This window comes from Sporolactobacillus sp. STSJ-5 (assembly GCF_024385605.1).
Classification (GTDB): Bacteria; Bacillota; Bacilli; order Bacillales; family Sporolactobacillaceae; genus Sporolactobacillus.
Map to the genome: position 1 here is coordinate 179,740 of NZ_JANFOJ010000001.1, position 14,724 is coordinate 194,463.

The 14,724-nt window shown below is 44.1% G+C and carries 13 protein-coding genes; 3 read left to right on the forward strand and 10 right to left on the reverse strand.

The genetic code is table 11. The features are described from left to right. Positions 1-31: 31 nt before the first annotated feature. The 7 genes from hemL to NOM01_RS01005 all read right to left on the reverse strand — a co-directional run bounded on the left by hemL (position 32) and on the right by NOM01_RS01005 (position 10,678). Positions 32-1,324 (reverse strand): glutamate-1-semialdehyde 2,1-aminomutase, encoded by a 1,293-nt coding sequence (hemL, locus tag NOM01_RS00975; protein WP_255745601.1) that lies wholly within the window; start codon positions 1,322-1,324, stop codon positions 32-34. 254 nt (positions 1,325-1,578) lie between these two features. Beyond that, entirely contained in the window at positions 1,579-2,169 is a 591-nt protein-coding gene (gene yihA, locus NOM01_RS00980; protein ID WP_370645888.1) for a ribosome biogenesis GTP-binding protein YihA/YsxC, read from the reverse strand. Positions 2,170-2,458: 289 nt separating this feature from the next. Next, positions 2,459-4,177 (reverse strand): ATP-dependent protease LonB, encoded by a 1,719-nt coding sequence (lonB, locus tag NOM01_RS00985; RefSeq protein WP_255745603.1) that lies wholly within the window; start codon positions 4,175-4,177, stop codon positions 2,459-2,461. Positions 4,178-4,927: 750 nt separating this feature from the next. Then, positions 4,928-6,196 (reverse strand): ATP-dependent protease ATP-binding subunit ClpX, encoded by a 1,269-nt coding sequence (gene clpX, locus NOM01_RS00990; RefSeq protein ID WP_255745604.1) that lies wholly within the window; start codon positions 6,194-6,196, stop codon positions 4,928-4,930. Between the two features lie 562 nt (positions 6,197-6,758). Beyond that, entirely contained in the window at positions 6,759-8,066 is a 1,308-nt protein-coding gene (tig, locus tag NOM01_RS00995) for a trigger factor (RefSeq protein ID WP_255745606.1), read from the reverse strand. A 218-nt stretch (positions 8,067-8,284) separates the two neighbouring features. After that, positions 8,285-9,343 carry a tetratricopeptide repeat protein gene (locus NOM01_RS01000; RefSeq protein ID WP_255745607.1) on the reverse strand — a complete coding sequence of 353 codons (1,059 nt, stop codon included), beginning with the start codon at positions 9,341-9,343 and terminating at the stop codon, positions 8,285-8,287. Positions 9,344-9,433: 90 nt separating this feature from the next. Beyond that, positions 9,434-10,678 carry an aminopeptidase gene (locus NOM01_RS01005; RefSeq protein WP_255745608.1) on the reverse strand — a complete coding sequence of 415 codons (1,245 nt, stop codon included), beginning with the start codon at positions 10,676-10,678 and terminating at the stop codon, positions 9,434-9,436. Positions 10,679-10,854: 176 nt separating this feature from the next. Here NOM01_RS01005 and NOM01_RS01010 point away from each other — a divergent pair, with 176 nt between their 5' ends. Beyond that, the gene (locus NOM01_RS01010) at positions 10,855-11,202 is read left to right on the forward strand and encodes a YolD-like family protein (RefSeq protein WP_255745610.1); all 348 of its coding nucleotides are present in this window, start codon (positions 10,855-10,857) and stop codon (positions 11,200-11,202) included. A gap of 39 nt (positions 11,203-11,241) precedes the next feature. On the opposite strand, the gene NOM01_RS01015 is transcribed toward NOM01_RS01010, so the two are convergent. Continuing rightward, entirely contained in the window at positions 11,242-11,733 is a 492-nt protein-coding gene (locus NOM01_RS01015) for a hypothetical protein (protein WP_255745611.1), read from the reverse strand. Between the two features lie 124 nt (positions 11,734-11,857). Here NOM01_RS01015 and NOM01_RS01020 point away from each other — a divergent pair, with 124 nt between their 5' ends. Together NOM01_RS01020 and NOM01_RS01025 are read left to right on the forward strand one after the other, a co-directional pair. Beyond that, a complete protein-coding gene (locus tag NOM01_RS01020; protein WP_255745612.1) occupies positions 11,858-12,529 on the forward strand; it encodes an SOS response-associated peptidase in 672 nt (223 codons plus the stop codon). An 87-nt stretch (positions 12,530-12,616) separates the two neighbouring features. After that, positions 12,617-12,718, forward strand: a complete 102-nt coding sequence (locus NOM01_RS01025; RefSeq protein ID WP_253064976.1) for a YjcZ family sporulation protein — start codon at positions 12,617-12,619, stop codon at positions 12,716-12,718. A 153-nt stretch (positions 12,719-12,871) separates the two neighbouring features. Here the strand turns inward: NOM01_RS01025 and NOM01_RS01030 are convergent, their stop codons facing one another. Together NOM01_RS01030 and NOM01_RS01035 are read right to left on the reverse strand one after the other, a co-directional pair. Continuing rightward, entirely contained in the window at positions 12,872-14,035 is a 1,164-nt protein-coding gene (locus NOM01_RS01030; RefSeq protein ID WP_255745615.1) for an iron-containing alcohol dehydrogenase, read from the reverse strand. A gap of 113 nt (positions 14,036-14,148) precedes the next feature. Continuing rightward, entirely contained in the window at positions 14,149-14,673 is a 525-nt protein-coding gene (locus tag NOM01_RS01035) for a cyclophilin-like fold protein (RefSeq protein ID WP_255745617.1), read from the reverse strand. Positions 14,674-14,724: the final 51 nt, after the last annotated feature.

Sequence of the window (14,724 nt, forward strand, 5' to 3'; positions counted from 1 at the left end):
CGGAATACATGCATTCCGGCCACTCATCTGTTTAGTTTAATTCTGCAATCTTCTTGAATGCATACTCTGCGGCACGAACCGTTTTATCAATGTCTTCCATGGAATGTTTTGTTGACAAGAAAACGCCTTCGAACTGAGACGGAGGCAGTGAAATTCCCTGTTCGATCATTTCCGCAAAATACGTTTTAAAATGTTCAAGATTCGACGATTTCGAACGTTGATAATTAATGACCTTTTGATCTGTAAAGAAAATCCCCATCATTGCGCCTGCCTGATTAACAGTAAGAGGAATGCCGTATTTTGCGGCAGCAGCTTTATAGCCCTCCGCCAGTCGGTCCGCTTTCTTGCGGAATTCCGGATAGTCTTCCGGTGTCAGCTGACTGAGTGTCATATATCCAGCCGCCATCGCAATCGGATTGCCCGACAGAGTCCCCGCCTGATATACCGGTCCTTCCGGAGCAATCTGGCTCATAATATCCATACGGCCGCCATAAGCACCCACAGGCATTCCGCCTCCGATTACTTTCCCAAGCGTCGTCAAATCTGGTGTAATTCCAAAATAGCCTTGTGCGCAGTCATAAGCAACTCGAAAACCGGTCATCACCTCATCAAAAATCAGTAAAGATCCGTATTCCTGTGTTATTTCTCTAAGTGCCTGCAAAAATCCCTCGACCGGCGGAACAACACCCATATTTCCTGCGACCGGTTCGACAATCACACAAGCAATCTCATGGCCATATTGTTTAAAGACCTCAGTGACCCGTTCAGCATCGTTATAAGGAACGGTTAAGGTGTCTTTGGCTAGCTGTGCCGGAACACCGGGACTGTCGGGAAGTCCAAGTGTTGCAACCCCAGAGCCTGCCTTTATAAGCAGCGAGTCGGCACTGCCGTGATAGCTGCCTTCAAATTTTAAGATCTTATCACGGCCCGTGTACCCGCGTGCAAGCCGAATTGCGCTCATCGTCGCCTCTGTTCCTGAGTTGACAAAACGCACTTTTTCTACTGATGGAACGCGATCAACGACAAGCTCGGCAAGTTTGGTTTCGAGCAGTGTTGGTGAACCGAAACTCGTCCCTTTTTCAACAGTTTCTTTGATATAATCAATCACTTTCTCATCAGCATGGCCGAGAATGAGCGGTCCCCAGCTTAATACATAGTCAATGTATTCATTCCCATCTATATCATAAATTTTCGATCCTTTCCCGTGGTCCATGAAAATCGGACTCAAATCAACAGACGGAAAGGAACGCACCGGACTGTTGACTCCGCCGGGCATAAGCGGTTTCGCCTTTTCATAAGCGGCAATCGATTTACTAAAGTTCATGTTCTTTTCTCCTCCCAATCATTTCACACTTCCGTATCTTCTGATCACATTCCCCTAACAGACAAAAAGCGCTGAATGATGAACTGTTTATTCGAAAAAACGCCTGTATTGATCAACAACTGCTCTTTCAAACTTAATCTGATTAAAAAAGCGTGCATCAAAACCTGGATGCACGCTCGATGTCATTCATATTGACTACAAAAATTCCGATTCATTCATCAAAATGCGCCGCATACAACTTTACCACGTTTATTTTAATTCAAAAAAGGATCAAGTGCACGCCAAGCCTCTTCTTTTCCGGTTCCATTAAATGAAGAGAACAGGATGAGCGGATCATCTGCTTTCAGTCCCAGATCACGCACAATGATTTGTTTATGCTTTTGAAATTTGCTTTTGGGAATCTTGTCCGCCTTTGTTGCAACGGTGATCACCGGATGTCCATAATAAGAGAGAAATTCATGCATTTGAATATCTTCTTTGGATGGCGGATGGCGCAAATCCACCAGGTGGACGACAGCACTCAATGCCTCGCGTTCTGCAAAGTAAGCCTCAAGCATCCGGCCCCATGCCTCTTTGTCCTTTTTCGATACCTTCGCGTATCCATAACCGGGCACGTCGACAAAATAAAATTCATTGTTGATAATAAAATAGTTCAGCTTCTGAGTTTTGCCGGGCTTCTCAGAGGTTCGGACAAGATTCCTTCTGTTCAACATTTTATTAATAAACGATGATTTGCCGACATTCGAACGCCCGGCAAGTGCTATTTCAGGCAAGCCGTTCGTCGGATACTGTGCCGGTCCTACGGCACTAATCAAGTAATCTGCTTGTATAATTTTCAACGTCATCTCTCCTCAGGTCACCATTCAGGTGATCTGCTCATGTATACACATTCTATCTTAATTTTATTGGTGCTGTCCAATATGAGACGATTCAAGTTCGCAAATCAATCATGGATATCATCCATTTTTGAAAACGTTTGGGTCCTGCGTGAAATTCCTGATCTACGCATAGATCCTAGTAATCATGCATGAAAAATTAATTTAATGCATGAGTAAAATTCAACGTGCCATTAGCAAATTGCTTCAGAAAAAAACTGCCGGCTTTTAAAGTCGGCAGTTTTTATAATGCGTTTAGTTACCCTTGCTTCTCCACTCCCGCGTCGATTGGTCGCGCAGAGAGTGGATGATTTCCCAGCATGTCAGTAAGCGTGGTGTGCACATCTTTTTTGATTGGCACTTCTTCAGGGTGCAGACAAAGTTCGAGTACTTGGTGCAGCGAATTAACCGGAATGATTTCCGCCTTGTCGTATTGCTTTAAGGTCTCCTGCATATTCTCGACCGGTATGATCACACGCTTTGCCCCTGCCTCTACTGCCGCATCAATCTTGGCCATCACACCGCCAATCGGCTTAACTTGTCCATGAAGACCGAGCTCGCCCGTCATTGCGATGTCCGGGTAGACTTTTCGACGCAGAATTGCTGAACTGATGGCTACCGCCATAGAGATTCCTGCAGACGGTCCATCAACAAGTGCACCTCCGGGGAAGTTCACATGAATATGATAGCGGTACGCCGCCAAACCCATTCGGTTGAGCACCGTAAGCACATTCTCCACTGATGCCCGTGCCATGCTTTTTCTCGTAATTGTTCGTGATGAAGAGCCGAGTGACTCCTCTTCTGCAATTCCGGTAATTGTCAGACTGCCTTCATGCCGGCTTTTCACCGCAGACGCTTCAACCTCAAGCAGGACGCCTAATCCCGGCCCGTAAACAGCCAGTCCATTAACGAGACCGATTTCAGGTGCAGAAGGGACCTTGCGATTTGGCTTCGGCGTGAGCCTGCTGGAACGCACGACCCATTCGATTTGTTCCAGACCAATAGTGCCCGGCTTGGAATTTTTCGATGCGGCTACACCTGCAGCAATCTGAATCATGTTCACGGCCTCTCTCCCGCTCTTCGCGTAATCAGCAATTTTCTCTAAGCATCCATCTGCCACATCAAGATTTAATTTCGTTGCAGCTCGCTTAGCAATCATACGAATATCCGAGCGGCTCAAATCAGAGAAGAAAATTTCAAGACAGCGTGAGCGGATAGCCGGAGGAATTTCTTCGGGGCGACGCGTTGTCGCGCCAATTAAGCGAAAATCCGCAGGTAATCCATTCTTAAAAATATCATGGATGTAGGCCGGAATTTGACGATTTTCTTCATTGTAATAAGCACTCTCCAGGAATACTTTGCGATCCTCCAATACTTTCAAAAGCTTGTTTAATTGAATCGGATGTAATTCACCAATTTCGTCAATAAAAAGAACACCGCCATGCGCATGTGTCACAGCGCCTTCTTTCGGCTGCGGAATACCTGCCTGGCCCATTGCTCCTGCCCCTTGGTAGATTGGATCATGAACGGAGCCAATCAATGGATCAGCAATTCCGCGTTCGTCAAAACGCGCAGTTGCTCCATCCAATTCCACAAATGGTGCCGACGGCTTAAACGGCGATTCCGTATTCTTTTTCGCCTCTTCAAGAACAAGTCGTGCTGCCGCTGTCTTGCCGATACCTGGCGGCCCGTAAATAATCACATGCTGCGGGTTTTTGCCGCATAAAGCAGCTCGTAAAGCGATAATTCCGTCGTGCTGTCCGATCACATCTTCAAGCTTTTTTGGGCGAATACGCTCAGAGAGCGGTTCAGACAGTGATTGACGACGCATCCTATTCAATTCATCCATTTCCTTTTTTGATTCCTTATCAATTGAAATTTTTTGCACATGCTGATTGCGCAGTAAACTCCAAAAATACAGACCAATAATCGCGCCAAAAAATATTTGTGTGAAAATCAGCAATACCATCCAATTCATAAACTTCTGCCTCCCATTTCAGCTGCGCTTTAACGCCTGCTTGCCGTATCATCATTCTTATAAGGCATTATTTCCAAGGCTGAAGCGAGTTAAACAGAAGGCAATAAGAAAAAAATCCAACTGCTCTCTTCAATTATGTGTTTATAAATCGTTTACCATTTCCGAGTAATACGTTTCCGCTAACCATGTTTTTGTACCTTTTCTTCATGTTTCGTAACAGATCCGAGCTCCAATTAGGTAAGGACTGTCACTTCTTTTCATTTACACATTAGAAAACTTGGCTTAGCCAAGCCTCTGACGAAGGCGAAGACTTAGTTGCACTTACACTAAATTCCTCTAAATCTTTATACTTTCTTATTTGTGTAAGAAAAACCGAGCAAAAAGCGCCCGGTCTTTAATCTCCAGCCATGTGTGATTGGTTTGTGTCTTTACAGTGTTGAATCATCACTACGATTGCTCGCATCAACTGAGCGCGACTGCGGGCGCACCGCGAGCCTCCTCAGACAAGCAGAAATCTGCGGGGTCTCGCTGGCACCTGATCCCGCAGGCGTCTCGCACCTCTGCTTTGATTCTCGGCCAAGACACTGGTTTATTTGTATAATTATGGGGCAATATCTTATACTTCTGTACGTAAATACATCACACTTTCTAACAATGGTATTTTCATTCAAGTGGGTCATGAATGTTTCTTTTCTTGCAAAAAAGCGCCCCTAATTTAGGGACGCTTGTGTTTTCAATGATTCAATTGGCTTAAGCACTTTCCTTCGGCGTTTCAACGTTGACCTCAGTTCCATCCGTCAAAATCAAGGTCGGTCGCGCTTTGCCTTCAACAGTCTCTTTTGTAATGACACACTTTTCAATATCATCACGTGAAGGGAGTTCATACATCACGTCGAGCATCATACCTTCAATGATCGAACGCAAACCACGAGCACCGGTCTTGCGCTCAATGGCCAGTTTAGCAATGGATTCAAGCGCATCGTCTGTAAATTCCAGATCGACATCGTCAAGTTCAAGCAATTTCTTATACTGCTTTACCAATGCATTCTTCGGCTTGGTTAAAATATCAACAAGCGCTTTTTCATCGAGCTGTTTCAATGTGCTGATTACCGGAAGACGCCCAATGAATTCAGGAATCAAGCCGAATTTCAACAAGTCTTCAGGAAGCACATTTTTCAGTGCATCATCGCGATGCATTTCTTGACTCTTGCTGCCCGCTCCAAATCCGATGACCTTCTTGCCGAGACGGCGTTTGATGATCTGTTCTACACCGTCAAACGCGCCGCCGCAGATGAACAGGATATTCGTTGTATCGATTTGAATAAATTCCTGATGCGGATGCTTGCGGCCACCTTGAGGCGGAACACTCGCCACTGTTCCTTCAAGAATCTTAAGCAGAGCCTGCTGCACGCCTTCGCCGGAAACATCACGCGTAATTGAAGGGTTTTCCGACTTACGCGCAATTTTATCAATTTCATCAATGTAGATAATACCTTTTTCTGCCTTCTCGACATCATAATCAGCCGCTTGAATTAATTTCAGCAGGATATTTTCCACATCTTCACCGACATAGCCGGCTTCAGTGAGTGAAGTCGCGTCCGCAATTGCGAACGGTACGTTCAAAATGCGTGCCAAGGTTTGCGCGAGCAACGTTTTCCCGCTGCCGGTCGGTCCGATCATCATAATGTTACTTTTTGACAGTTCGACATCATCCGGCTTCTGTTTGCTGTTGATACGTTTGTAATGATTATATACGGCTACAGACAAACTCTTCTTCGCGTCATTTTGGCCGATCACATAATCTTCCAAGATGGAGCAAATTTCCTGCGGCTTCGGAATATCTTTAAATTCAACTTCTTCGTCCGTGCCTAATTCTTCTTCCACGATTTCCGTGCACAGTTCAATACATTCATCACAAATATAGACGCCCGGTCCGGCTACAAGCTTGCGTACCTGATCCTGGGTTTTTCCACAAAATGAGCACTTTAATTGCCCTTTTTCTTCATTAAATTTAAACATTCTTTCACCCCTATTCATGCTTTCATTACCGAAGTTTCAGACAAGAGCGAAACCTTGACCAATTGAACCAATCAGCCATCGAAAGCCGTATTCTATAGCTTTCCCTCTTTCTCACAAATCGTATTACCGATGGAAAAGCATTTCATGCCGAAGCAAATGTCGTCTCAGCCGCCTTCAACATTAGTTTAAGGCTAACCAGCCGACCAAAAAAACGAGCAATCAGACCATGGTAAGTTTTCACAACCCTGTCAAAATGCCGATCGTTCATGCACCTGACTTCTCGCCAATCAGCAAGTTTTCTATGTAGGCATTGTAACATAAAAAAATGCTTCCGATAAGCCATATGCCTTATCCTGTAAATTATGTATGATAAAGAAAAACTTAGCGAGGCCAAGTCTTCGACGCCGGCCAAGCTTTAGTTTTTCTTATACTAATACCGCTAATCCCTTATCTTATATATGTTCTTTTTGTGCAAAGAAAAAAGCATTGGTTTCTTTGTCTGTAAAAAAATAATCATTGGGGACGAGACCGGTCGCCCGCCAACGATTTATTATGTCTTGCCTTATTTTTCTTCAGCTGCTGCTTTCGGCTTGCTGTTTTCAACAAGGAAATCAACTGCTTTACGTAGTTGAAGATCACCCTTAATGAAATCGGTGCCGCCCATTGCTGCTTTAATCTGATCAGCACTGATCTTGTATTGTTCAGCCATCTTCTTCAGTTCTTCTTCAACTTCTTCGTCCGTTGCTTCGATTGATTCCGCTTTGGCAATGGCTTCAAGTGTCAGATTGGCACGTACACGTTTTTCTGCATCGTCCTTCATCTGATCGCGAAGTGCGTCTTTGTCATTACCGGAAAACGAAGTATACATATCGAGCGTCATGCCTTGACCCTTCAGACGCTGTTCGAATTCCTTAAGGATATTGTCCTGTTCATTGGAAATCATAATTTCAGGAATATCAATTTCAGCATTTTCGGCAGCTTGTTGAACAACGCTGTCACGTTTGCTGTTCACTGCATCTGCTTCTTTATGCTCTTTTTCATGATTCTTGATTTTTTCCTTCAGTGCGGCAAGCGTTTCAACTTCTTCATCGACATCTTTGGCGAATTCATCGTCAAGTTCAGGCAATTGTTTCTGCTTGATTTCATGAACGGTCACTTTGAAGGTCGCTTCTTTGCCTTTCAATTCTTCAGCGTGATAATCTTCCGGGAAGGTTACAACAACATCTTTTTCCGCGCCGGCTTTAACACCGATCAGTTGGTCTTCAAAACCTGGGATAAAAGATCCGGAGCCGATTTCGAGCGAATAGTTTTCTGCTTTTCCGCCTTCAAATTGCTTTCCGTCGACATAGCCGTCAAAATCAATAACAACTGTATCGCCTTTTTCTACTTCACCGTCTTCTTTAACAACGAGTTCTGCATAGCGTTCTTGAAGATGCTTGATTTCGTGGTCAACGTCTTCGTCGGTCACTTCTGCGCTTTTTTCCTCAACTTCAAGCCCTTTGTAGTCGCCGAGCTTTACTTCAGGCTTAACCGTTACGTCTGCCTTAAGCACTAATTTCTTGCCTTTGCCGATTTCTTCGACATCAACTTGCGGCTTGTCTACAGGTTCGATACCCGTTTTGTCAATCGCTTCAGAATATGCGTCTGGAAGGACAAAATCAATGGCGTCCTCATAAAGAGCTTCTACACCGAACCGTTGTTCAAAGAGCACACGCGGTACTCTGCCCTTACGGAACCCGGGTACATTAACTTTCTTAACTACCTTTTTGAAGGCTTTATCCAATGCTTGGTTAAAACTTTCGGCATCCACTTCAAAAGTCAGAGTGCCGACATTGCCTTCTTTTTTTTCCCATTTTGCTTCTACAGTCATTTATTTTTTACCTCCAACATCTATCTTCATGCTTTTTCAGCATATTGGCTTTCTGCCTGAATTGCGCGCAAACATCCGCCATTTGTTATGCCGACTCGAGAGCGCCGCAAGCAGTGCTCTTCAGCAAAGCAATGACAACCCTGTTATTATAACATAAGAGTTTCCTATGAAAAACTTATTTGTAACAAATTATCGACATAAGTGCCCGTTTCAATACCTTAGGACCAAATGCCATGCGCCTCCGCCTCGCGCAGTAATTGCTCAGCCAGCTGATAGTCATCATCATTCACTTGAAAACGTTCAAGCACCCTGCTTATCTCACGTTTTGATTCTGCAGCCATTGCACGTATGCAGAACAACGCTGCCCAAACCTTTGACGAATCCGGTCTGAGCGGCTTCGGATAGAGATTCATAGTAAACGTCCGTTCCATTTCAACCGCCAGATCCGCAAGTGTTGGATTATCCGAATCCATTTCCATCCTGATTTCTTTTTCGATTTGATCGGCAAACTTCTTATGAAGAAATTCTTCGCTCTCCAATTTAGCTTTATAAATGTGTCCAAACTTTCGAACCGAAATCTCCTTTGCAAGATCGCCTTCTTTAATCGCGCAGAGAAGCATTGTCTTTATTTCAGAGTGCTGCTTCTCATCAAGAAGAAATCGTTTGATTTCCGGAAGGTGAGATGCTCTTAATTGGTTTGCCAAATTATGAAGCAGCAGCATCTGATTTTTTGAATCTGCTTTTTCAAGTGCTGGCCAATCCACCGATTGTACTTCATCATGTTCCGAGTACTCCCGATTTGGCTCATCTTCCACCTGATCGCCCAAATCATCATTGCTCCATTCAGGTTCATGAAGACGAATTTGACAGAATTTCTTCATGTGACGAAGAAATTCCTTAAGTTCCGGAGGAATCGGTCTCTTTTTGCTCACGGCCATAATTTTATGGAGTGCAGTTGTATAATCTTTACGTTCAATAAGAATCGTCAAGTAGAGACGAAACACGTCATAATAGTAAGATGTATTCTCTTCCAGCAGCATAATGACCGCTTCTTCTGCTTCACGGTAATCGCCAAGTTCAACGGAGCACACAGCCCATCCGTACAGTGCACGAATGTCATGGATGTCTTGACCAAGCAATTCCCCAAACAGCTCGCGCGCATTGCCGTATTTTTTCTCTTCAACCAGTGACATCGCCTTACTGAGCAAATGATCCTCCAAATTAGGAAACATGATCAGCTTATTATTGTCGCCGTTTCGCTTACCTTTATTTTTCATCTTGCCCGTCCCGCTTCCATTACCTTTTTTTTAGAATATCAGTTTCCTTTCAGCTTAGCAATGAGTAACTTGGAAGCGATCCGTCTCTTTTCATTCAAATGAAAATGCCCATGCACCTTTTCGGAATACCGGCACTCGGGAACCATCTTCCATTATTCCATCAATATCGAGTTCACCTGACCCAACCATGAAGTCTTCATGGATCAAACTGTCATTGACGCCTGCCTTATCCAAGCCTTCTTCGTCTAAGTCATTTCCGCCTTCGATACAGGTTGGATATGCCTTCCCAAGAGCTAAATGACAGGATGCATTTTCATCAAATAGTGTATTGTAAAACACGAGCCCCGACTCAGATACCGGGGAGTGATGCGGTACAAGTGCAACCTCGCCGAGACGCCGCGCATTCGGATCTGAATCCAGCAAATGCTTCAGTGCTTCTTCACCTTTTTCTGCCTTGAAATCAACAACTTCGCCATCTTTAAAAGTCAATGAAAAATGATCAATGACACGTCCATCAGCATTCAGCGGCATTGTGCTGGAAACCGTGCCGTTTACGCCTCGCTTATCAGGCAGGGTAAAAACCTCTTCAGTTGGAATATTAGCATTAAAAGGAATTCCTGATGTTGAAGGACCTGAACCGCCGCTCCAAATATGTCCGACCGGCAAGTTGATGGTCAGGTCAGTACCCGGTGCATGATAGATCAATTGTTTGAACCTTTTGCTGTTCATAAAATCGCTCGCCTTATGTATGGTTTCATTATGAGTATCCCATGCAGCAATAGGATCGTCATTTCCGCTCACTCTGCTGATGCGAAGAATTTCTTCCATTAGAAGTGTCTGTGCTTCCGCCAGCGCTTTATCAGGGAAAACCTTTTTTGCCCATGCCTTTGTCGGATAAGCGATGATTGACCACTGTGTCTCATCCTTCATAATGCATGCCATATATGATTTGAGTCCGTTGCTGGTCGCTTTCATAAATGCGCCGACACGTGCTCCGTCCATTTGATCCAGCAAATCGGGATTTGGTCCGTAAATATGCAATACCGCATAGTTATCCTTAACCGCTGAATTCTGCGCAACGAATTTCCATTCAGGAATTTGTTTCAGGGCCTCTTCCGGTGCATATTCCAAACGAAGACGTTCGATTTCGTCATCACCCCACCGCAATGTCACATCTTTTGCGCCCGCTTTATATGCTTCTTCAGCCACAAGATGTGCAAATGGAGCTGCTTCAATCGGACAAGTAAGATAAAGTCCTTGCCCTGGTTGCAGATTAACACCTGTTTTAATTGCCAATTTCGCAAATTTTTCTAATGCTTCCTTGAATTGATCCATGTCATTACCTCCGCTTCTATTGTTTTATTATAGCGAACTTGCCGCGTATGGAAAACATTGGACACTAAAGGTGGCCAGTACAGCATGACAAGAACGTATATTCGTGTATAATAATCGTAAGGAATCTTGCTGTACCGCAATAGAAAACAAATGATTACGGAAAGGGAAGGCAAGGTATGAAAAATAATAAACTGACAAACGGATCGAACATGCGCTGGGAATCAAGCCGCATGATGCTGCCCGAGCATGTACAAGCGCTCCGCGAATTAGCACGTGAAGAGTCAAAAAGAGAACGTCCTTACTTAGATGAACAGAGACTCGAGGAGATCGAGCAGATTGTTCGTGAAGCAGCTCTCACCAAAAAGTCAGTGAATATCGACTCCTTTCATAACGGAGTCATTCAAAAGATCCCCCAATGCCACTTATCGATTGATGAAAATAAGCGATGTCTTCATATCAGCGATCAATGGGGTATGCTCCATAACATATCTCCTCGTGATATCATCGACATTCGGTTCAACTAAAAAAACCGGCATACATGAATTGCCGGTTTAAACAGACATTCAATTGTTGCGGTCGCGGTGACGCATCATTCGCAAATGGAGCGGAATGACCAGCCAATATACGAGTACGAAGACAATGAGCGAGCCAATGCCGCTCCATCCTTTATCTCTAAAATAGCCGACCCATTCAATGCCCCAGTAGGAAAGCATTGAAATCATTGTGAACAGAACAACCATAAGCCATCTATTCTTCTCCGTTCTAAAATTCGAGAAGATAACGGCTAATGAAGAAGGAATAAAAGAAAAAGCCATGAAGTCGCCCAAGCCTGTAATATGTGCACTGCCTACATCGTAGAAATCGAGCACATTCCCGGTGATCGTATCCAGCATCCATGTAATGAACCCGAATACACCATAGGTCAAATAAATTTCTCTCCACGTCAATTGCTTTTTTTTCATAAAAAGCGCAAACAAAAGGAGCAAAATTGAAAGTGTAATTGGAAACCATGAACCTTTAGATGTTAAATCCAGATTTTTCACAATCGTATTCATTTTGTTTTCTCCTCAGCAAGGATCTGCACGATTCACTTACGATTAAAGAATAGTATTTCCGTAATGAAAGGTTTCAATTCACATCAATGGATTTGTTATACTTAGAACAAGGTGAGGTGATTCCATGTGCGGTCGATTTACGCTGATTGCGCCCTATGAATACATTGTTCATCGTTTTCAAATACAACATGCTGCTGAAAAAGAAGACTATACAGCTAATTATAATATTGCACCTGGTCAAAAGATTCTTTCTGTTGTTAAAGGGAGTAAAGGAAACCGCATGGGCTATCTTCACTGGGGGTTGATTCCATCCTGGGCGATGGATGACAAAATCGGCTATAAGCTGATTAACGCTCGAGCCGAGAGCCTCTTGCAGAAGCCAAGCTTTCGAGAGCCTTTTCTCAGAAAGCGCTGCCTTATTATCGCCGATTCGTTCTATGAATGGGACCATCATGCTTCAAAGCAAAGAATTCCCTACCGGTTTACCATGAAGTCCAACGAACTCTTTGCTATGGCGGGCTTATGGGATTCATGGACGACAAAGGACCATCAATTGGTTTACAGTTGCACAATTATTACTACAGAAGCAAATGCATTAATGCAACCCATTCATGACCGTATGCCGGTTATTTTAACCAAAGAGGACGAAGACAAATGGCTGAACCCCGATACGGAAACAAAAGAACTGATGCGCATGCTTAAGCCCTTCGATCCTGAACACATGCAATCCTATGAAGTCTCGCAAGATGTAAATGCAGTGCGCAACAATGCGCCTTACCTTATCAAGAAGATGTAAGGCTACATCGGTAAATGGGCATCCGCTCAATCACGAAAACCCATCTCTTCATATAATAAATTATCAAGTGATGAGGAGGTGTCTGCCATGGGTTGCGAAACGAGCGGATGGGGCTATGGCAACGGTTTTGCGCTGCTGATTGTTCTATTTATCTTGCTTGTCATCATCGGTGCTGCTTATTGCTATTGATTCTGAAACGCCGCCCTGGCTTTACCTGTAAACTCTTTCTTTAGAGCTGCCACATGAACTAAGCCGTCTTTTAGAACTATGTGACACATACAAGTCAAAAAAAATCCGCCGTTCATCTTGAGCGGGCGGACTTTTTGATCTTGTTATTTAGTATTAAAGAGATGCCTTGTAAATAGCAAGTACATCCTCACGATTTAATTTCTTGAACTGACCAAATATACCTCTGGCCATCGCGCGATCTGCAAGCAGGTCCAGTTTGCTGTCATCAATTTCGTAATCTGCTAGCCTGCTTGGTGCACCGATCTTCGACCAGAACGAACGCAGTGACTCAATACCCTCAAGTGCAACCTCGCGATCCGTCTTACCTTCCGATTGAACATGGAAAACACGCTCAGCCATCTGTTTGAAACGGCCGACATTGACATCAAGATTATGTTTCATCCAATTTGGAAATAAAATAGCTAATCCGCCGCCATGAGGGATGTCATACACTGCAGAAACAGCATGCTCCAAATTGTGTGAAGCCCAATCTCCATTGAATCCCATCGAGACCATACCGTTCAGTGCCATCGTCCCGCAGTAAAGGATCGTTTCGCGAAGATCATAATTTTCAAGATCATCGACAAGTTTCGGAGCAGCCTCTATAACGGTTTGAAGGATGGATTCGCACAGCCTGTCTTGCAGCGGCGTATGTTCTGTCGGATGAAAATAATGTTCAAAGACATGTGCCATCATATCCACCATGCCATAAATTGTTTGATTTTTAGGCACAGAAAAGGTAAACGTCGGATCCAAGATTGAGAAAGCCGGATACGAATTGGCACAGCTCCACCCATACTTTTCATGTGTTTCCCAGTTAGTAATCACTGAGCTAGGATTCATTTCCGATCCCGTTGCGGCCAATGTTAGGACTGTACCAAACGGCAGTGCATCTGTAGGCAGTTTCTTACGGGTAATAAATTGCCATGGGTCACCGTCAAACTTTGCACCAACAGCAATCGCTTTGGTACAATCAATGACGCTCCCGCCGCCGACAGCAAGCAGAAATTCGATTCCATTATCTGCGCATAGAGCAATTCCCTTCTTAACCGTGGAAAGCCGTGGATTCGGTTCTACACCTTGCAGCTCATAAACCTCCGCATCAATTCCATTCAAGATGTCCTTGACTTGGTCATATAAACCTGAGCGTTTAATGCTGCCTCCGCCATAAACAAGCAAAACGCGCGTTCCGTATTTAGGCAGCTCGTCCTTTAATTTTTCCAGTTGACCCTTACCAAAGATCAATTTCGTCGGATTGTGAAAAATAAAGTTATCCATGATTCTACCGCCTCACTGTTCAATGTACACACGAAGAAATGTGCAGTTACGTTTCTATTATATACGCAAAACTGATCGAATCGCACCATGGAAGCCCATGCTTTGAGCTAAGATTACTTCAACTTTACAGTTACATCGACCGATCCGTCCATTGAACTGAGAGCAGAAACATCGGAGGTTATTTTTCCGAGAGGTATACCTGGGGAGTCCATCTTCGGCTGATTACCTTTGCTAACCGGTGTCGGGCCGAAGAAAACGCAGAAGGAATTTCCTTCCGGCCATAGTCCGACTTCGCCAACATCAAATTGATCTGTTTTCTTGCCTTCAGAAGGAATGGATTTTGGAATTTCACCATAGTATTCACCTTCACCCCAACGGCTGGCTTTGATTTTCATTGGCATCGTCTTGATTAGCGCCTGTGCCGAGGGGTTGTCATAGAGATCCATTTCAAACGTTTTGCCGTCAATAGTCACAATGGCCGTTTTTCCACTCCGTTTTTGGGTTGTACTAGTGCTGGTGTCACTTTTCGCCGATACCGTTGAATGCTCCGTATCCGATTTTGGACTCGAGGAAGTGTTTGATCCGCATGCAGAAAGGAGCAAAAAAAATAAGAGCATTGCTATGGCTAACTGCTTCATGAAAAAGTCTCCTTCATTCTGACTTTAACATTAATTATAACAGTAAATTTT